General features: G+C 64.0%; 20 protein-coding genes and 1 tRNA gene. 6 read left to right on the top strand and 15 right to left on the bottom strand.

Annotated features, from left to right (window positions below; all coding sequences use genetic code 11):
• The first annotated feature begins 28 nt into the window (after positions 1–28).
• Positions 29–3,157, top strand: a complete 3,129-nt coding sequence (locus ACI6S0_RS04480) for a TonB-dependent receptor (protein ID WP_010335369.1) — start codon at positions 29–31, stop codon at positions 3,155–3,157.
• A gap of 307 nt (positions 3,158–3,464) precedes the next feature.
• Here the strand turns inward: ACI6S0_RS04480 and ACI6S0_RS04485 are convergent.
• Positions 3,465–3,540: transfer RNA gene (locus tag ACI6S0_RS04485), tRNA-Lys, on the bottom strand.
• A gap of 41 nt (positions 3,541–3,581) precedes the next feature.
• Positions 3,582–4,091, bottom strand: a complete 510-nt coding sequence (gene folK / locus ACI6S0_RS04490; protein ID WP_434405101.1) for a 2-amino-4-hydroxy-6-hydroxymethyldihydropteridine diphosphokinase — start codon at positions 4,089–4,091, stop codon at positions 3,582–3,584.
• A gap of 23 nt (positions 4,092–4,114) precedes the next feature.
• Between folK and ACI6S0_RS04495 the strand changes: the two genes are divergently transcribed.
• Complete coding sequence (locus ACI6S0_RS04495; protein WP_434405103.1) at positions 4,115–4,780, top strand: uracil-DNA glycosylase; 666 nt, start codon at positions 4,115–4,117, stop codon at positions 4,778–4,780.
• 100 nt (positions 4,781–4,880) lie between these two features.
• Here ACI6S0_RS04495 and ACI6S0_RS04500 read toward each other — a convergent pair whose 3' ends face one another.
• From ACI6S0_RS04500 to ACI6S0_RS04515, 4 genes are all read right to left on the bottom strand, one after another.
• Positions 4,881–5,207, bottom strand: coding sequence for a YnfA family protein (locus tag ACI6S0_RS04500; RefSeq protein WP_037516667.1), 327 nt, complete (start codon positions 5,205–5,207; stop codon positions 4,881–4,883).
• Positions 5,208–5,238: 31 nt separating this feature from the next.
• A complete protein-coding gene (gene aguB / locus ACI6S0_RS04505; protein WP_434405104.1) occupies positions 5,239–6,087 on the bottom strand; it encodes an N-carbamoylputrescine amidase in 849 nt (282 codons plus the stop codon).
• A 68-nt stretch (positions 6,088–6,155) separates the two neighbouring features.
• The gene (locus ACI6S0_RS04510; protein WP_434405105.1) at positions 6,156–6,488 is read right to left on the bottom strand and encodes a DUF2501 domain-containing protein; all 333 of its coding nucleotides are present in this window, start codon (positions 6,486–6,488) and stop codon (positions 6,156–6,158) included.
• 89 nt (positions 6,489–6,577) lie between these two features.
• Entirely contained in the window at positions 6,578–7,570 is a 993-nt protein-coding gene (locus ACI6S0_RS04515; protein WP_434405107.1) for an agmatine deiminase family protein, read from the bottom strand.
• Positions 7,571–7,671: 101 nt separating this feature from the next.
• On the opposite strand from ACI6S0_RS04515, the gene ACI6S0_RS04520 reads away from it, so the two are divergent.
• Complete coding sequence (locus ACI6S0_RS04520; protein ID WP_434405109.1) at positions 7,672–8,124, top strand: DUF6265 family protein; 453 nt, start codon at positions 7,672–7,674, stop codon at positions 8,122–8,124.
• 208 nt (positions 8,125–8,332) lie between these two features.
• Here the strand turns inward: ACI6S0_RS04520 and ACI6S0_RS04525 are convergent, their stop codons facing one another.
• From ACI6S0_RS04525 to ACI6S0_RS04540, 4 genes are all read right to left on the bottom strand, one after another.
• Entirely contained in the window at positions 8,333–8,713 is a 381-nt protein-coding gene (locus ACI6S0_RS04525) for a hypothetical protein (protein WP_434405110.1), read from the bottom strand.
• 60 nt (positions 8,714–8,773) lie between these two features.
• A complete protein-coding gene (locus ACI6S0_RS04530; RefSeq protein ID WP_434405111.1) occupies positions 8,774–9,910 on the bottom strand; it encodes a glutathionylspermidine synthase family protein in 1,137 nt (378 codons plus the stop codon).
• Complete coding sequence (locus tag ACI6S0_RS04535) at positions 9,910–10,254, bottom strand: hypothetical protein (RefSeq protein WP_434405113.1); 345 nt, start codon at positions 10,252–10,254, stop codon at positions 9,910–9,912. The genes ACI6S0_RS04530 and ACI6S0_RS04535 overlap by 1 nt, the downstream gene beginning before the upstream one ends.
• A 72-nt stretch (positions 10,255–10,326) precedes the next feature.
• Positions 10,327–12,000, bottom strand: a complete 1,674-nt coding sequence (locus ACI6S0_RS04540; protein WP_434405114.1) for a M28 family peptidase — start codon at positions 11,998–12,000, stop codon at positions 10,327–10,329.
• Between the two features lie 134 nt (positions 12,001–12,134).
• Here ACI6S0_RS04540 and ACI6S0_RS04545 point away from each other — a divergent pair, with 134 nt between their 5' ends.
• The gene (locus tag ACI6S0_RS04545) at positions 12,135–14,114 is read left to right on the top strand and encodes an alpha/beta hydrolase family protein (protein ID WP_434405116.1); all 1,980 of its coding nucleotides are present in this window, start codon (positions 12,135–12,137) and stop codon (positions 14,112–14,114) included.
• A 138-nt stretch (positions 14,115–14,252) separates the two neighbouring features.
• Here the strand turns inward: ACI6S0_RS04545 and rpsD are convergent, their stop codons facing one another.
• Positions 14,253–14,867, bottom strand: coding sequence for a 30S ribosomal protein S4 (gene rpsD, locus ACI6S0_RS04550; RefSeq protein WP_004211980.1), 615 nt, complete (start codon positions 14,865–14,867; stop codon positions 14,253–14,255).
• Positions 14,868–15,121: 254 nt separating this feature from the next.
• Here rpsD and ACI6S0_RS04555 point away from each other — a divergent pair, with 254 nt between their 5' ends.
• A complete protein-coding gene (locus tag ACI6S0_RS04555; protein ID WP_037516695.1) occupies positions 15,122–15,418 on the top strand; it encodes a chorismate mutase in 297 nt (98 codons plus the stop codon).
• Here the strand turns inward: ACI6S0_RS04555 and ACI6S0_RS04560 are convergent.
• The 4 genes from ACI6S0_RS04560 to rpiB form a co-directional block, all read right to left on the bottom strand.
• Positions 15,415–16,473 (bottom strand): TrmJ/YjtD family RNA methyltransferase, encoded by a 1,059-nt coding sequence (locus tag ACI6S0_RS04560; protein WP_434405117.1) that lies wholly within the window; start codon positions 16,471–16,473, stop codon positions 15,415–15,417. The two genes, ACI6S0_RS04555 and ACI6S0_RS04560, sit on opposite strands and share 4 nt — an antisense overlap.
• A gap of 99 nt (positions 16,474–16,572) precedes the next feature.
• On the bottom strand, positions 16,573–17,034 hold the full coding sequence (gene nrdR, locus ACI6S0_RS04565; RefSeq protein WP_010337343.1) for a transcriptional regulator NrdR: 462 nt from the start codon (positions 17,032–17,034) through the stop codon (positions 16,573–16,575).
• Between the two features lie 6 nt (positions 17,035–17,040).
• Complete coding sequence (glyA, locus tag ACI6S0_RS04570) at positions 17,041–18,360, bottom strand: serine hydroxymethyltransferase (protein WP_099230358.1); 1,320 nt, start codon at positions 18,358–18,360, stop codon at positions 17,041–17,043.
• Positions 18,361–18,371: 11 nt separating this feature from the next.
• Entirely contained in the window at positions 18,372–18,809 is a 438-nt protein-coding gene (gene rpiB / locus ACI6S0_RS04575) for a ribose 5-phosphate isomerase B (RefSeq protein WP_434405119.1), read from the bottom strand.
• Positions 18,810–18,911: 102 nt separating this feature from the next.
• Here rpiB and ACI6S0_RS04580 point away from each other — a divergent pair, with 102 nt between their 5' ends.
• Entirely contained in the window at positions 18,912–19,097 is a 186-nt protein-coding gene (locus tag ACI6S0_RS04580) for a hypothetical protein (RefSeq protein ID WP_026109318.1), read from the top strand.
• The last annotated feature ends 37 nt before the right edge of the window (positions 19,098–19,134 follow it).

The following is a 19,134-nucleotide window of genomic DNA, read 5'->3' on the forward strand; positions in this document are numbered from 1 at the left end:
GGGTGTTCTGGGAGAGAGGGGATCGGCTATGCGCGAGCATACCACTGAAAGCGTGCAACATTTTTCCAACATCGCGATGGTTCGCCGGACGCTGAAGGGCGCTTCCGCCCTCGCCATGGCCGGCGTCATGCTGGTGTCGGCTTCGGCCATTGCTCAGACAAATGACGAAGGCGAAAAGAAGGAAGGTGCCGTTTCGGCTGCCGATATCGTCGTCGTCGGCACTCGCGCCTCGCTGCAATCGGCGATCAACCGCAAGAAGGAAGCGAACACCGTCGTCGACTCGATCGTTGCCGATGATATCGCCAGCTTCCCCGACAAGAATATCGGTGACTCGCTCGCGCGCATCACCGGCGTCCAGCTGAGCCGCGAATTTGGCGAGGGCAACCAGATCTCGATCCGTGGCGTCGAACCCGACCTCAACCGCGTCGAGATCAACGGTGTCAGCCAGGTCAGCGCGCTTGGTTCGCGCGCCGGCGACTTCCGCGAAATCGCGGCCGAACTGGTCAAGTCGATCGACGTCTACAAGGGTTATGCCGTCGACCTGACCGAAGGTGGCATTGGCGGCACGGTGCGCGTCGAAACGCGCAAGCCGCTGGAACTGAAGGATCCACTGATCTCGATGGTCGCGTCGGGCCAGCATCTGGATCTTACGGAAAGCTGGAAGCCGCGCCTGACCTTCTTTGCCGGTGCGCCCAAATTCCTGATCGATGGCCTGGGCATTCTGGTCAACGCCACCTATAGCGACGTCGATACGCGCCAGGATTATATCAGCAACACCAACTGGCAGCGGCTGGCCGATTTCGATCATTCGACCGAGAAGACGGTCGCTAACCCGCTCTACAGCAACTATAATACATATGAGAGCTGCGCTGGCGTCGGTGGTGCGACCACCGGGGCCGCCACCGCCAACCGGCTGGCGTGCGAAACCCAGTTCTTCGACTGGGCGCCGACCGTGCCGCGCTATCGCCAATTGGTGCGTAATGACAAGCGCATCTCGGCCGATGTCACATTGCAATATCAGGTGGCGCCCAATTTCCGCGCCTATGTCAACGGCCAGGTCAATCTGCGCAACCAGAAGCTGCAGGATACCAACTATTCGGTGGATTTGGGCCGCATCGAGCGCTTCAACCTCGATCCGCAGCTGGCAGCCGGCGCGGGCGGCGGCACGTCGCGTCGCCGGGTCCAACTGGGCACTTCGACGGTCAACGGGAACCATGTCGTCACCGGCCTCACCACCGCGCTTGACGCCGTCAACATCGGCACCGCAACCAACCCCAACTGGAATGGTGCGGCGAACATCATCGGCGTGCAGCGCCGCGACTTCGATTATGACCAGGACAGCAAATATTTCTCGGGCGGCTTTACCTGGGAACCCAATAGCCGGTTGAAGATCGACGTGATGGGATCGCATGCGACCGCCCATACCGATCAGCAGACCAACCTCATTTCGCTGGGCACCAGCGTGTCGGGCATCACCATCGACCGCAACAATGACCAGGGGCTGCCGGTCTTCAGCTTCCCATCCAATTTCGACCCGGCCGATCCGGCGGTCTATGCCGACTTCACCCGCACCGGCGCCAATGGCCAGGTGCTGCCGGTCTATGGCCCCGGCCTGCAATATCGTCCGGGTGAGTTCAACAATACCGAAGATCAGTTCAAGATCGACGTCGATTGGGAAATCGATCATCCGATCGTCAGCAAGATCGAATTTGGTGCCCAGGGGCGCAAACAGAAATTCCTGAACTATCAGGGGGGTGGTTCGGTACTGCTCGATCCCACGAGCATGACCTATCAGTCGTCGGCGAATGTCTCCTACACCACCAATATCGTCGCCAATCCGACCCAGACGCGCAACGGCAATACCTGGTATATGACGCCCGCCCAATATACCGCGCTGATCGGCGCGATTGGCGGCACCACGGGTGGCGCGCCGCTCTTTTCCGGCCTGAAGGGCGCGCCGGCTGGCCTGCCCACGGGGCTCGCCTTCCCCAATTTCGATGCCGAGGAACTGGGGAAATTCTACGATCTTTCGGGCTTCGATCATGATCTGGTCCGCTTCGCCGATGGTTTCCCGCAGGTGCCCAGCGCCAAGATCGACGAAACCGTGCTGGCGGGTTATGTCATGGCGGATATCGATACCCAGATTTTCGGCATGCGCCTGACCGGCAATGCCGGCGTGCGCTGGATGCATACCAAGGATGAAGGGACCGGCACCAATGTCAGCCGCGTGACCCGCTTCACCCCGACCGGCGGCACGGAAACGGTCGTGCTGGCGGCGCAATCGGTGACGATCAGCAACAGTTACACGGACATCATGCCGGCCTTCAACGCCAATCTGGAACTGGCGCGCGACCTGTTCCTGCGGGCCAACTGGGCCAAGAATTTGGCGCGACCGCGTCCCACCGACCTGGTGCCGAACATCAATTGCTTGGATGACATCACCATCACGGGCACGGACGATACCTGCACAGCGGGTAATCCGGCGCTCAAGCCCTATCGGGCCGACCAGTGGGAAGTGAACCTGGCCTGGTATCCCAACGCCGACACGATGCTGAGCCTGGGCTATTGGAAGAAATATGAATCCAGCTTCGTCATTCCCAATGTGACCCGCAGCGGCGTGGACCTGTTCAACGACGGCTCCAGCTATACGGTGCGCCAGCCTGTCAATGGCTTTGGTGCGCTGCTCGACGGCATCGAGGCGAATGCGCAGACTGCCTTCACCTTCCTGCCCAAGCCGTTCGATGGTTTCGGGGCTAGCGCGAATTTCAGCTATTCGCGGGCGTTGCGGACCAACCTCACCAACAGTGCGACCGGGGCGGAACTCAAAGAATATCCCGGCATGTCGAAATATACTTATAATGCCAGCTTCTTCTACGACAAGGATTGGCTCAATTTCCGCCTGAGCTACAATTATCGCTCCAAGTGGATGCAGACGGTGATTGATGCCAATAACGGCAATAACCCGCTCTATCGCAGGGGTGAAGGCTATCTGGACGGAAAGATCACGCTGCGCTTCCCGCAATATCATTTCAGTGTCTTCCTGGAAGCGCAGAACCTGACCAAGGAATCCACCAAACTCTATATCAATAGCGATATGCCGGTGGAGATGGCCTATCCCGGTCAGCGCTTCTTCGTCGGTATCCAGGGCAAGTTCTGATCCTATTCCCTTGGGGAAGGGCAAAGACGCGGTTCCGGGCTTGTCCCGGGGCCGCGTTTTCTTTTTGCGGGTGGGCGCATTGAGGGATGGTCAGGGCATGGGAAAGGTGACGCGCCCGCTTTTGAAAACCGCGGTGTGCGCCCCGAATCTTGGCAGCGGGCGCGTCGCCCGCTCGATAACATCCGGACCCGTCCTGTCCTGCCGTTTGTCGGCACGACAGTTGTGCGCCATGTGCAGAAATGGCGTGGATGCGCGCGCTCGATCGGCAAGGGTGAGCCGGGATCGGTTTCTATCGCGATGTCTGGGGTGGTGAGTCCAGCTGGGTTCGAACCAGCGACCTACTGATTAAAAGTCAGTTGCTCTACCGACTGAGCTATGGACCCCCTGTCGAGACCGCTCGCACTAGTGGCGCACGGGCGGCTGGTCAACCTCTTGTGGCACGATGATATGTCGCTTTTCGCAAAAGCGCGTGCAGATGCCGCACGCTCTGCCCGGAAGGCGGGCATTTCCAGTCGGGTGCGATGGCGCCGAGCGGGCGCAGGACGAAGTCGCGCTGGGCAAAGGCGGGGTGGGGGATCAGAAGATCGCGGCTGCGCCAATGCCCGCCCGACCAGAGGATGATGTCGATGTCGAGCCGGCGCGCGCCCCAACGCTGGAAGCGGCGGCGGCCAAGCCCGGACTCGATGCCCTGCAGCGCGGCCAGCAGGACGGGCGGGGGCAGGGCGCTGTCGACCAGCAGCGCGGCATTGGCGAAGCGGCGGCGCGAGGGGCCGAGCGGCGGCGTCTCGATCGTCGGCGACAGGGCGACCACATCGCCGAGCGCGCCGATCCGGCGCACCGCTTCGGCCAGCAGGCGCGGCGGCGTCAGCCGGGCGGAGAGCGGCCGGTTCGACCCGATCGAGAGGGCATAAAGGTGGCGGCTTGTGTCCGGCATGGTGCAGCGCCTATCTGAGCGCCATGATCCTGCAAAGCCCCCTATCAAGTGAACCGCCCCGCGACTGTCCGCTCTGCCCGCGCCTTGTCGCGCTGCGCGTGGAATGCCGGGCGGAACATCCCAACTGGTGGAACGCGCCGGTGCCCGCCTTTGGCGACCCGATGGCGCGGATCGGCATCATCGGCCTGGCGCCGGGCAAGCAGGGCGCGAACCGCACCGGGCGCCCCTTCACCGGCGATGTCGCGGGCGAACTGTTCTTTGCGACGCTCAAGAAGTTCGGTCTGGCGCAGGGCAATTATGAGGCGCGGGTCGATGACGGGCTGGAACTGCGCGACGCGATCATCATCAATTCGGTTCGCTGCCTGCCGCCGCAGAACAAGCCGGTGCCGACCGAAGTCCATGCCTGTCGCCCCTTCCTGGCCGATGGCGTGGCGCAACTGCTGCGCGCGCGGACCTTCGTCGCGCTGGGCGAGATTGCCCATCAGTCGGCGGTGAAGGTGCTTGGTGGCAAGTTGCCCAAGGCGCGCTTTGCCCATGGGGCGGAGCATCGCATGCCCGACGGGCGGATGCTGATCGATAGCTATCATTGTTCGCGCTACAATCAGAATACCAACCGGCTGACGGCGGAGATGTTCGAGGCGGTGTTCGCGCGGGCGGTGGAACTGGCGGGGCTGACGTCCGCCAATTAGAGCATTTTCGAAGCAGATGGCATCATCTGCTGGCTCGGAAAATGCGGAAAACAAAAAGGCAAACAGAGCATGATCCGATTCAGTATGAACGGATCATGCTCTAGGCGCGGTGCGGGCCGAACAGGATGATGCCGGCGCCGACCAGGCTGAGCGCCACGCCGGCCATGTCCCAGCGGTCCGGCCGCACGCCCTCCACCAGCCAGAGCCAGAGCAGCGCCGAGCTGATATAGACGCCGCCATAGGCCGCATAGGCACGGCCAGCCGCCGCCGCATCGACCAGGGTCAGCAGCCAGGCGAAGAGCAGCAGCGACCCCGTGCCGGGGATCAGCCACAGCATCGACTTGTCCATCCGCAGCCACGCCCAGAAGGCGAAGCAGCCGGCGATCTCGGCCAGGGCGGCGGCGATATAGACCAGGATCGACTGCATCAGCCGACCCTGACCGGATTGCAGCGTCCCATCAGATATCCTGCGCGATGCGGCCGTAAAGCTCAGGGCGGCGATCACGGAAGAAGCCCATGCCGGCGCGGTGGATCTTCGCCTTGGCAAGGTTCAGTGTGGCGACCAGCGCGCCATTGTCCCTGGCATCGGACTCTGCGAGGAAATCGCCCCATTCGTCGCTGATGAAGCTGTGGCCGTAGAATTTCTGGCCCTCTTCCTCGCCGATGCGGTTGGCGGCGATCACCGGCATGCAGTTGCTGACCGCATGGCCGATCATCGCGCGGCGCCACATGCGGCTGGTGTCCAGTTCCGCATCATAGGGTTCGGAGCCGATCGCGGTCGGGTAGAACAGCATTTCCGCGCCCATCAGCGCCATGCAGCGGGCGGTTTCGGGATACCATTGGTCCCAGCAGATGCCGACGCCCACGGTGCCATATTTGGTCGGCCACACCTTGAAGCCGGTGTTGCCGGGGCGGAAATAATATTTTTCCTCATAGCCCGGACCGTCGGGAATGTGGCTCTTGCGATAGACGCCCATGATCTCGCCCTCATCATCGATCATGGCGAGCGAGTTGTAATAATGATGGCCGTCCCGCTCGAAATAGCTGGTCGGGATATAGACGCCCAGATCCTTGGCCAGCTTGCGCATTTCCTGCACGGCCGGGTGCTGGTCGGTCGGCTGGGCGCGGTCGAACAGGGCTTCGTCCTCTTGCCTGCAGAAATAATGGCCCTCGAACAGTTCGGGCGGCAGGATGATCTTCGCGCCGCGGGCGGCGGCCTTGGTCACATGATCGGCGACCATGGCGATATTGTCGGCCATGTCGTCCGAAAAGGCGAGCTGCAGGGCGGCGACGGTCACGCGGGTCATTCATCACTCCATGATGGGTTCGCCGCGCGATATAGGGGCTATGGCGCCGCCGCGCTACCGGGAAGCGCCTATAGCAGGGAAGCCGATTGCTTGAGCACCATGGAGCACATCTTGCCCTTGGCATCGCCCTTCAGGCTGTCGAGCGAAATGTCCTTCTTGCCGGCATGGATGATGCCGGTCTCGCCGGACTTGAAGGCGCCCGAGCCCTTCACGCCCGGCTTCTTGTTCAGCTTGTCCAGCACGGCATTGGCGCTGGTCGCATCGACGAGCCGGTTCTTGACGCAATAGCCCAGCACGCCGGCGGCGTTTTCAGCGCCCATGCCGACGATGGCGGGCAATTGGGCGGTGCCGGCGCTGGCGCCAAGCAGGATCAGTAAAGTGGCAAGGATCGGACGAAACATGGGGCAATGCTCCTGAAGCCGGGCGATGCTGCGTCGCCCGGCCCGGAAATTGCGCCCGCATGAGCATCCCCGCAACGGGGGACTAACCCCTAGATCAGCGAGGGCATCTGCTGGCTGCAGCAATGGAAGCTGCCGCCGCCCGACAGGATCGCGTCGCTGCGCAAGCCGACAATCTGACGCCCAGGAAAGAAGGGGGCGAAGGCGTCGAGCGCCGCCTGGTCATTGGGCTGGCCATAGATGGGGACGATGATGGCGGCATTGCCGACATAGAAATTCATGTAGCTGGCCGGGATCGCCTCGCCATCGACCAGCACCAGGCCGGGCGAGGGGATGTCGACCACCTCGACCCCGTGCGCCCTGGCGCGGGCACGGGCGTCGGCATAGATGGCCGTGTTGGGATCGTCAGGCGTGGTCGCGATCGGCAGCGCCAGCTTGCCCGGCGCGACGAAGCGGGCGAGATTGTCGACATGGCCGTCCGTATGGTCGTTGAGCAGGCCATCGCCCAGCCACAGCATGTCGGACAGGCCGAGCGCGCCGGCCAGCAGCGTCTCGATCTTGCCGCGATCAAGGTTCGGGTTGCGATTGGGGTTGAGCAGGCATTGTTCGGTGGTCACGAACAGGCCGGTGCCGTCGGTATCGATCGCGCCACCCTCGAACACCCAATTCTGGGTCGAGGTCGCCATGCCGGTGGTTGCGGCCAGGCGCGCGCCGATATCCTCGTCACCGGGCATCTGATATTTGCCGCCCCAGCCGTTGAAGCCGAAATCGACCAGCGCGCGCTCCCCGGTCACGCCGTTCAGCACGGCGATCGGCGCGGTGTCGCGCAGCCATACGTCGCCCAGATTGTGGACGGCGATGGTGACACCCGGCGCAACCAGCGCACGCGCAGCGTCGGCATCCGCCTCATTGGCGACGACCAGGCGCACCTCTTCGCCCTTGCCATCGGCGTGGAGCGCGCTGGCGAAATCGGCGATCTGGCGGCGGGCACCGTCAAAGGCGCCGGGCCATTCTTCCGGGTTGGTCGGGAAGCCGATCCAGGTCCAGTCGTGCGGCGCCCATTCGGCAGGCATGCGAAAAGTCATAGATTTGTCCTTGCCCGGCGCGCTGGCCGGTCCGAGATAGCGGGAGAGATGTTGCGCGCTCCATAGCGCAGGGTCGCGGGTCTGGACAGAGGGTGTAGCGGGTGAAGAAGAGCGTATCGATCATGCTGGCGGCGCTGCTGCTGGGCGGGGCGCCGCTGGCGCAGGCGGCGGACCTGCCCGAATGGCTGACCGGCGAATGGCAACAGGAACGGGGCGACCGCTGGACCGAGGAGCTGTGGTCGCTGCCGCGCGGCGGGGTGATGATCGGCCTGGGCCGCAGCGGGCGGGGCGAAAGCCTGCAAAGCTGGGAGGTGATGCGCATCGTGCGGGCGGCGGACGGAACGCTGACGCTGCATGCCGCGCCGGAGGGCGGCAAGGAGACGATCTTCCCCGTGCTGGAACAGGGCGTGCGCGACATCAGCTTCGCCAATCCCGACCATGATTATCCCCAGCGCATCCGCTACTGGCGCGAAGGCCGCCTGCTGATGGCCGAAACCGCGATGATGGACGGCAGCAACGCCCAGAACTGGACCTATGCCCCGGCGGGGCAGTGAGGGGGAAGTTGCGACCAGAAGCGGAAGTTTCCTACTCCCCTCCCTTCCAGGGAGGGGCTATGTCTTGCTCCCACCCAGGTCCGTCATGCCAGCGGAGGCTGGCATCTCACTTCTTTTAACGATGGGTTTGAAAGAAAAGAGAGAGCCCAGCCTTCGCTGGGATGACGGGATGAAAGGCGGGTTGGCGCCTATGCGCCCACCTCAGACTTTAAGGCCGTTTTCCGCCCGGCTGGCTGCGCTGGGCTTCGGTCAGGCTCTGCAGGGCGCGGCCTTGCATGTCGATTTCGCGCTGCTCTGAATAGCTGAGGCCATCGCGGGCGCTGCGATCGGCCTGCGCGTCGGCGCGGTCGGCCTCTCGGCGGAGCGCGCGCGCCTGTTTCCTGCTGAGCGTGCCGCTCTTGCGCCCGTCGCGTATGTCCTGACGCGCGCGATCCAGTTCATAGTCGCCCGAGGGGCGAGGCTCGACCCGGACATTGACCGGGCCGGGCGGTGCGGTCGGCTCTGTCTTGGGCGCGATTTGCGCGGGCAGCGCGGCCGGCAGCGCGAAGGCGGTCAGAAACAGGCTGGGCAGGGCAAGGGATATGCGCATGGCGTTGCTCCTACAGGACGGGGCAAGGTCAGCCCCAAGCGCTGAACCCGCGCTGAACCTTCAGCCGATGATGTGCGGCACGAAGCGCGCGGCATTGCCGGTGATCGGCCCATCCTCGCGAATGCCCATGCCGGCCGGGTCGCCATCCACCACCCAGCTGCCCAGCACCGGCCGCCGGTCGCCCGCGCCGGGCAGGGTATAGAGCCGCTGGTAGATGAAGCCTTCCTCTCCATAGTCGCCGCCGCTCTGGGCGACCGTTTCGCCATCTTGGACGAAGCGGATATTGGCGCCCTCGCGCGACAGCAGCGGTTTCACCACATGATCGCCCGTCATGGCGACGCGGCTGGCCTCCAGCAAATTGGGGTGGCCGGGGAACAGGTCCCACAGGATCGGCAGGATCGCCTTGTTGCTCCAGATCATCTTCCAGATCGGCTCGATCCACAGGGTGGAGGACAGGCTTTCCACCACTTCCCGGCCAAAGGGTTCGTGGACGATCCATTCCCAGGGATAGAGGTGGAAGAGGGCATCGATCGGCCGATTGTCGAGATCGACGAAGCGGCGGCGGGCGTGGTCCCAGCCCAGTTGCTGGGTCTGGATCAACTGGGTGTCGATGCCCGCTTCGCGCGCCGTGTCGGCCATATAGGCGACGGTCACCGCATCCTCGCCCATATTGCCGTCGACATAGGTGAGATGCAGCATCGACGTGCCACGCGGCGGGGCGATGGCGCGCCAGCGGTCGACCAGCCGCTCGTGCAGGCTGTTAAACTGGTCGGCGGCGGGAAAGACAGCCTCCTTCCAGTCCCACTGGATCACCGATGCTTCCAGCAGGCTGGTCGGCGTGTCGCAGTTGAACTCGAACAATTTGGGCGGGCCGGCGCCGTCATAGCCGAGGTCGAAGCGGCCATAGTTGAGCGCGGCCGGCTCTCCGTCCCACGCCTCGCGGATCGCCTGATGACAGAAATCGGGAATGCCGAAGCTGCCGAGCAGATCCTGATCCAGCACATGCTGGCCGGCGGCGAGGAACAGGCGATAGAGTTCGGCGGTAGCCTGCTCGATCTCCGCGATCTCGTCCGGGCTGAAGCGATAGCAGGCGCTTTCATCCCAATAGGGCTGGGCATCGGCGCCATGCCAGACCAGGCCCAGATGCTCGACGCGGGCCTGCCAGTGCGGGCGCGGCGTGCAGGCGATCCGTTCCATCAGCTGTGGCCGCTGCGCCCCGACAGGCCAAGGCCGCCGCGCGTCACATTGGCCGAGGATGCCGGGCTGTAGCTATGGCCATAGGAGGGGGCGATCGACCCGCCACCGACCCGTTCGCCCACGCGCGCGACTGCGCTGCCCCGGCCCAGATAATACCAGCCATGGCCGCCGCCGCTGCCGCCCCAGCTGCAATTGCGGTCCTCGACCCGGCGTCCCTGCGCATCGCGGCACACACGCACGTCGCGGTCGGCCGTGTCAGGACTGCGCGAGCAGCCGGTGGCGAGCAGGGCCGCCGCCATGGCCGATGTGATCGGCAACACGCGCCGGTCGAATTTCTGGGTCATGATCCCCCTTATAGCCCCGAAGATGAAAGGCCGGCGACAGCGTCCCCATGCTGTCGCCGGCCTTGACGATGCTTATTTGCCCGTGCTGTCCTTGTCGCGGATGGCGCGGAATTCGTCGCCATCGACCCAGTTGGGCCAGTCGGTCGTGTTCGCGAGCGCGCGGCCGACATCATAATAGAGCTTCAGGTCGGCGGCGACGCCGGTCCAGTCCCAATTGGGATCATATTCGTCCTTGGGACCGTGATAGCGATGCTCGGTATAATCCTCGGCCGCGGCCATGCCGGCGGCGGTGCCGCCCTTCACCAGATCCTCGCCGCCCTCGAAATAGAGCATCGGCAGGCCGTGCTTGGCGAAGCTGAAATGGTCGGAACGGTAATAATAGCCCTTTTCCGGGGTCGGTTCGAGCGTCGCGACGCGGCCCTGCGCACCCAGCGCGCGGTCGAGATAGGCGTCGAGCTGCGACTTGCCCTTGCCGATGACGACGACATTCTTGGCGAGGCCCGCGACGCTGAGCGCATCCATGTTGACGCCGCCGACGGTCTTGCTGAACGGGAAGACCGGGTTGTCGCCATAATAGGCCGAACCCAGCAGGCCCGATTCCTCGCCGGTGACGGCCAGGAACACCTGGCTGCGGTCGGACGGGCCGGCCTTCACATTGGCCTGGGCGAGGGCGACCAGCGCGGCGGTGCCGGTGGCATTGTCGACCGCGCCGTTGCAGATATCGTCGCCGTCGGGCGCCGCCTGGCAATGGCCCAGATGATCCCAATGGGCGCTGTAGAGCACATATTCGTCGGGGCGGGTCTTGCCGGGCAGTAGGGCGACGACATTCTTCGACGCATGTTTGCGCAGGTCATTGTCGAACGAGACATTGGCCTTGATCGCGCCCAGCGGCACGGCCTTGAAGCCCTTCTGCTTGGCGGCGGCCATCTGCTGGTTGAGGTTGAGGCCGGCGTCGGCGAACAGGGCGGCGGCCTTGTCCTTCTGGATCCAGCCGATCGCGGCCGACTGGTCGGCATTGCCGCCCGGATTGTCGGCGACATGCTGCGACCCGGTCCAGCTCGATTGGACGACGTTCCAGCCATAGGCGGCCGGTTCGGTGTCGTGGATGATGATCGCGGCGGCGGCGCCCTGGCGCGCGGCTTCCTCGAACTTGTAGGTCCAGCGGCCATAATAGGTCATGGCACGGCCGTTGAACGGGCCGGTCAGGCCCGGCGTCTGATAATCCGGGTCATTGACCAGGATCAGCACCGTCTTGCCCTTCACGTCCAGGCCGGCATAGTCGTTCCAGCCCTTTTCCGGGGCGTTGATGCCATAGCCGACGAACACGACCGGGCTGTCCTTGACCTCGATCCGGGGCTGGGTGGTGCGATAGGTGCCGATCACCATCTCTGGGCCATAGGCGGCGGTGACCGGGGCCTTGCCGCCGGTGAAGCTCAAGGGCGAGACATTCTTGGCGGTGATCTCGACCAGCGGTACGTCCTGGAACCAGCTGCCCTTGTTGCCGGGCTTGAGGCCCAGTCTCTCGAACTCAGCGGTAAGCAGCGCCAGCGTCTTTTCCTCGCCCACGGTACCGGGCGCGCGGCCCTCATAGGCGTCGGACGAAAGCTCCTTCACCAGCCGCTTCATCGTGTCGATCGAGGGGGCGGCGTCGCTCTTGGCGGCCGGGGCGGCCAGCGCGACGGCGGGCGTCAGGGCAGGAGCGGAAAGGGCGAGAACGGCGGCGATCGCCGCGACGGAGCTGCGCATGGAAGGAACCCTTGTCTTTATGGAATGCGCCTGATGCCACCGCGATGGGCCGAGGGCAAGAAATGCCGATTGTCACAATTGTCGTAGTTGGTTAGCAATCGGGCCGGGGAATTTGGGGGGAGTGTTTTTCCTGCATGAATAAGATGTTGAACGCAGCGCGCATGGGCGTGCTGCTGGGCATGTCGTCGCTGGCCGCGATGGCCCATGCCGAGCCTGATGCGCTAGCGAAGGCCTTTGGTGCGCGGGAAACGGTGATTTCGGCCAGCCTGTCCGCTGATGGCGAGAAGATCGCGCTGGTCGCTGCCGGCCCAGGTCGTATGACGCGCGTCCATGTGCTGAACGCGCAAGAGGGGGCGGAACCCAAGATAGTTCTTTCAGGCAGCGGTAAGCCAGAATATCTGACCAGTTGCGACTGGATCGGTGCGGCGCGCCTGAGCTGCAACATTTTCAGCACCCAACGCTATGGCGACAATGTCTACACATCCAGCAATGTCGTGGCGGTTGATGCGGAAGGCGGCAATATCAAGGGGCTGAGCCAGAAGCGGGGCGAGAATGCCCTGGGCTATGACCTGCGCGGCGGCGAGGTGCTCGATTATCTGCCCGGCGAGGACGGCGCGATCCTGATGACGCGTTCCTATGTGCCTGAAGCCAAGGCCGGCAGCCTGATCGAGAAGAAGGCCGAAGGACTGGGAGTCGACCGGATCGATAGTCGCACCGGCACGTCACGGCGGGTCGAGGCGCCTGAGAAGAATGCCTTCGACTTCATTACCGATGGGCTCGGCCATGTGCGCGTCATGGGACTGTGGGACCGTAAGGACACCGGTTATGTCACCAGCCAGTTCAAATATCTGTACCGTGGTGCCGATGGGGGCGGTTGGCGCCAGCTTTCCACTTATGACTGGCAGTCGGAAACAGGCTTCAAGCCCGTTGCGGTCGATCCCGCCAAGAATATTGCCTATGGCTTCGAGCGCAAGGACGGGCGTTTTGCGCTGATGGCTGTCCAACTGGATCCCGGCCTGGAAAAGACGCTGGTTTACGCCAATCCGAACGTCGATGTCGCTGGTCTGGTCAAGACCGGGCGCGACCAGCGTGTTGTCGGTGTCAGCTATGTCGACGATTATCGCCATACGGACTATCTCGATCCAGCGGTGCTGGCGATGGTAAAATCGCTCGGCAAGGCGCTGGGCGGCAAGTCCGTCCACATCGGCGATCTGAGTGCAGACGGGCAGAGGGCGCTGATTTGGGCCGGCAGCGACGTCGATCCGGGGCAATATTATCTGTATGATAAGGCTGCGCGTAAATTGTCGCCTATCATGCCCGATCGACCGGAACTGGCCGGACACGCGCTCGCGGCGATGAAGCCGATCCAGTATAAGGCGCAGGACGGAACCGTCATTCCCGCCTATCTGACCCTGCCGCCGGGCAAGGAGGACGCCAAGGGGCTGCCGGCGATTGTCATGCCCCATGGAGGACCAGAATCGCGCGACGAATGGGGTTTCGACTGGCTGGTGCAATATTATGCGGCGCGTGGCTTCGCCGTGATCCAGCCGCAATTTCGGGGCTCTTTCGGGTTTGGTGAGAATTGGCTGATGGGCAATGCCTTCCGCTCCTGGAAGGCCGCTGTCGGCGACGTGGCCGATGCGGGGCGCTGGCTGGTCCAGCAGGGTATAGCCGACCCTGCCCGGCTGACCATTCTGGGCTGGTCCTATGGAGGCTATGCGGCCCTGCAGGCGCAGGCGATCGACCCCAGGCTGTTCAGGGCGGTGGTGGCTATCGCGCCGGTCACCGACATCAGCGACATGCTGCGGCGCAGCCGGTATTCGGCAACCTATCTGGAAGATCGCAAGATGCTGGGCACGGGCCCCGAGGCGGCCAATGCGTCGCCGGCCAATCATGCAGCGGAGTTTCAGGCGCCAGTGCTGATGTTCCATGGCACGGACGACAATAATGTCGATATCACCCAGGCAAGGATCATGCAGTCCAAGCTGGAGGGGGCAGGCAAGCGCAGCCGGTTGGTGATCTATGATGGGCTGGCGCATGACCTGGACGACAGCGACGCACGGGCCGACATGCTCCAGCAGAGCGCGGATTTCCTGCTGCAGGCGGGGAAATAGGAAAAGGAAAGGGGAGGCTTCGGGCCTCCCTTTTTTTGTCCTGCGTCCAGGCGAGGCGACGGCCAAGGAAATAGGCCAAAGAAAAAGGGCGGTCCCTTGCGGGGCCGCCCTTCTCCAATTTCTGTCCGGAAGGAGCGATTAGCGCGAATAGAATTCGACGACCAGATTCGGTTCCATCTTCACCGGGTAGGGCACTTCGTCCAGCGTCGGAACGCGGACATAGGTGACCTTGGTGGCGCCGTCGGGGGCGACATAGTCGGGGATGTCACGCTCGGGCAGGCTCTGCGCTTCGAGAACCAGCGCCATTTCCTGCGCCTTCTTGCCCAGGGTGATTTCATCGCCCGGCTTCACCAGACGCGAGGCGATGTTGCACTTGACGCCGTTCACATAGATGTGGCCGTGCGAAACGATCTGGCGCGCCGAGAAGATGGTCGGCGCGAACTTGGCGCGGTACACGACGGCGTCCAGGCGGCGCTCCAGCAGACCGATCAGGTTCTGGCCGGTGTCGCCCTTCATGCGGCTGGCTTCGAAATAGTTCTTCTTGAACTGCTTCTCGGTGATGTCGCCGTAATAGCCCTTCAGCTTCTGCTTGGCGCGCAGCTGGATGCCGTAGTCCGACATCTTGCCCTTGCGGCGCTGGCCGTGCTGACCGGGGCCATATTCGCGCTTGTTGACCGGGCTCTTCGGGCGACCCCAGATGTTCTCGCCCATGCGACGGTCGAGCTTGTACTTGGCGCTAGAGCGCTTCGACATACCTAATTCCTTACAACTGCATACTACGTTATCCGCCCTCCGGATCCGATGAACCGAGGTCCGCAGAGCGGAGGGCGAAGGCTTCCCGGTCATCGCCTGTTTCCATATTTCAGGGACAGGGCCGCCGCTTCACCGGGATGCGGGGCCAATCGCGAAGGCGCGCCTATGGAGAAGGTCGGTTCTTATGTCAAGCGCAGACATCTGTCGCCACTGGGGCCTCGACAGGTCGCGGAGCGCGGCCTAATCCGGCGGCCATGAAGCCCGAAGACTATACCAGCATGATCGAGGTGCGCGCCGGTGTCGACGCCCTCGACCGCCAGCTCGTCGCCCTGCTTGACCAGCGTTTTGCCCATATGCGCGCCGCCGCCCGGATCAAGCCGGATCGTAGCGCCGTCCGCGACGAGGCGCGCAAGCGCCAGGTGATCGACAATGCCCGCGCCGAGGCCGAGCGGCTGGGCGCGCCCGGCGACGTCATCGCGGAGCTGTGGGAGCAACTGGTCGAAGCCTCGATCGCCTATGAAATGGCCGAATATGATCGCACGCGGGGTTAACGCTCGCGCGGTCGGTTGAGGTGCGACAGCACGCCGCGGAGCGTGCGCACCTCCAGATGGTTCCAGCCCGGCTTGGTAAGCAGGTTGCGCAGCGTCAGCTTGGTCGCTGGCGCGCGGTCGGGCGGGAAGAAATAGCCGACCTTTTCGAGCAGCGTGTTGAGTTGCAGGATCATGCCTTCCAGCTCCTCCTGGGGCGCGGGTTCGCCCAGCTCGGTCACGGTCGGCTGGGCCAGATTGGCCTGCTTGGACCATTCATAGGCGCACAGGATCACCGCCTGGGCGAGGTTCAGTGAGCCGAATTCCGGATTGATCGGCACGGTCAGGATCTTGCGGGCTAGCGCCACATCCTCGGTTTCCAGCCCCGAGCGTTCCGGCCCGAACACATAGGCGCAGCGGCCCTGCGCGGCATGGATTTCCTGCGCCGCTTCCTCGGGCGTGACCACCGGCTTGGTGACGCCGCGCTTGCGCACGGTGGTGGCATAGACATGGGCGCAGTCGGCGACCGCATCGGCGAGCGTCTCATAGACCTGCGCCTTGTCCAGGATGAAGTCCGCGCCGGCCGCCGCCGGGCCGGCGTCGGGATTGGGCCAGCCGTCGCGCGGGGAAACAAGCCGCATCTCGGTCAGCCCGAAATTCAGCATCGCCCGCGCCGCCTTGCCGATATTCTCGCCCAATTGCGGGCGGACCAGGACGATGACGGGGGGGAGGGGGGAGATTTCGTTATTCATATCACCGTTCGTCCTGAGTAGGGGCTGAGCCTGTCGAAGCCCCGTATCGAAGGATTTGCGCGCCGCCAACCGGATGGCATCCCAATCACCAGCGACCAGCGCTTCCTTCTTCTTTCGCGACCAGCCCTTGATCTGCTGTTCTGCGGCAATGGCTTCGTCCCTGGTCCCGAACGCCTCGCTCCAGACCAGGGTTACGGGACGTCGGCGCTGGGTGTAGCCGGCGACTTCACCGGAATGATGCTGGCCCAACCGCAATTCCAGATTATCGGTATGGCCCAGATAGTAGCTGCCGTCCGCGCATCGCAGCATATAGGCATAAAAGCTCATCACGCGGTCCTTCGATACGCCATTTCGACTTCGCTCAATGGCTACTCAGGACGAACGGATGTGGAAAGGGCTGGCTAAGGCGAATGAGGGGATGGCCCCTCACTCACTCCCGACCTCCTTCACGGTACTCGCGAAATCCTCGAAGTCGCGGGCGTCGGTGAAGTCCTTGTAGACACTGGCGAAGCGGATATAGGCGACGCTGTCGAGGCGTTTGAGCCCTTCCATCACCATCTCGCCGATCGATCGCGCCGGGATCTCGCTTTCGCCGCTGGTTTCCAGCTGGCGCTGGATGCCCGAAATCAGCTTCTCGATCCGGCTCGGGTCGATTGGCCGCTTGCGGCAGGCGATGCCGATGGAGCGGGCCAGCTTGTCGCGCTCGAACGCTTCCTTGCGGCCTTCGCTCTTCACCACCCAGATGTCGCGCAACTGGATGCGCTCGAAGGTGGTGAAGCGCGCGCCGCAGGCTTCGCACTGCCGGCGACGGCGAATGGCATTGCCATCCTCCGTCGGCCGGCTGTCCTTCACCTGGCTGTCCTCATGGGCGCAGAAAGGGCAGCGCAAGCGGGCTTACCCCTGATAGATGGGGAAGCGGGCGCAGAGCGCGGCGACACGTTCGCGGACGCTGGCTTCGACGGCGGCATCGCCATGTTCGCCATTGTCACGTAGACCTTCCAGAACGTCGGCGATCATGTCACCGATATCCTCGAACTCGGCGACGCCGAAGCCGCGGGTGGTGCCGGCCGGCGAGCCGACGCGGATGCCGCTGGTCTTGGTCGGCGGCAGCGGGTCACCCGGCACGCCATTCTTGTTGCAGGTGATGAAGCTGCGTTCCAGCGCCTCGTCCGCATCCTTGCCCGAAATGCCATAGGGGCGCAGGTCGATGAGGGCGAGGTGGGTGTCGGTGCCGCCCGAGACCACGGCCAGGCCGCGCTGCTCCAGCTTGCCGGCCAGCGCCTTCGCATTGGTGACGATCGCCTGGGCATAGGTCTTGAATTCGGGCTGCAGCGCTTCGCCGAAGGCGACCGCCTTGGCGGCGATGACATGCATCAGCGGGCCGCCCTGGAGGCCGGGGAAGATCGCCGAGTTGATCTTCTTCGCGATCGCCTCGTCATCGGTCATGATCATGCCGCCACGCGGACCGCGCAGCGTCTTGTGCGTGGTGGTGGTCACGACATGGGCGTGGCCGAAGGGCGAGGGGTGGGCGCCACCGGCGACCAGGCCGGCGAAATGGGCCATGTCGACCATGAACAGCGCGCCGACCTTGTCCGCGATCGCGCGGAAGCGGGCGAAGTCGATCTGACGCGGATAGGCGCTCCCGCCGGCGATGATCAGCTTGGGCTGGCATTCGATCGCCTGACGCTCGACATCGTCATAGTCGATCAGATGGGTGTCTTCGCGCACGCCATATTGCACGGCGTTGAACCACTTGCCCGACATGCTGGGCTTGGAACCGTGGGTCAGGTGACCACCGGCGTCGAGCGACAGGCCCATGATGGTTTCGCCCGGCTTGACCAGCGCCAGCATCACGCCGCCATTGGCCTGCGCGCCCGAATGGGGCTGGACGTTGGCGAACTGGCAACCGAACAGTTCCTTCGCGCGGTCGATGGCGAGCTGTTCCACCACGTCCGACGGGGCGCAGCCCTGATAATAGCGCTTGCCCGGATAACCTTCGGCGTACTTGTTCGTGAAGACGCTGCCCTGCGCTTCGAGCACGGCCTGCGACACGATATTTTCCGACGCGATCAGCTCGATCTGGGTCTGCTCGCGCTTCAGTTCCTGGGCAACGCCGGCGAACACGGCCGGATCGGCAGCGGCCAGGCCTGCGGTGAAATAGCCTTCCGAACGAATGTCGGACAGGTTGGGCTGGGTGAGGGTTTCGGTGCTCATCTCAAGTCCTTTCAGAGCGCGGGCTGGGACAGTTTCTCGACGCGGCCGGCATGGCGGCCACCGCCGAACTCGGTGGTGAGGAAGGCGGTGACGCAGGCCTTGGCCATGTCGACGCCGGTCAGGCGCGCACCCATGGCCAGGATATTGGCGTCATTATGCTCGCGCGACAGCGCGGCCGACAGCGGCTCGCCGACCAGGGCGCAGCGGCAGGCCGGGTTGCGATTGACGGCGATCGAGATGCCGATGCCCGAACCGCAGAGCGCGATGCCGCGCTCCGCTTCGCCCGATGCGACGGCGGTCGCGAGCTTGTAACCAAAATCGGGATAATCGACGCGGTCGGCGGTGGCCGGGCCGAGGTCGGCGACCTCATGGCCCTCGTCGCGCAACCATAGCGCAAGTTCGGCCTTCAGGTCGACGGCGGCATGATCGGAAGCGATGGCGATTTTCATGGGTGCGTTCCCCTGCGGCTTGGGGTGATTCGTTTCTGCGCGCCTCATAGGGGCATGGGCCGCCAATTGCCACAGTCCAGCTAGGCGCCTATGGACTGACCCATGGCGGGGATGATCCTTTCGATATTGATGCTGGCGGGTATCCTGCTGACCGGCGGGGGAATTTACGCGATCGTGAAGCGGGGCGACCGCAAGCGCGGGGTGTTGATGATCGTCGCGGGGCTGGTGATGTTCGGCAATGTCGCGATCAGCGCCATCCCGATGCCGCCACCGCAACAGGCGCGCTGAACGGCGGGCAGCAAGAAGGGCGCAACCTTGCGGTCGC

This window comes from Sphingobium sp. DN12 (assembly GCF_051058005.1).
In the GTDB taxonomy this organism is placed as follows: domain Bacteria; phylum Pseudomonadota; class Alphaproteobacteria; order Sphingomonadales; family Sphingomonadaceae; genus Sphingobium; species Sphingobium yanoikuyae.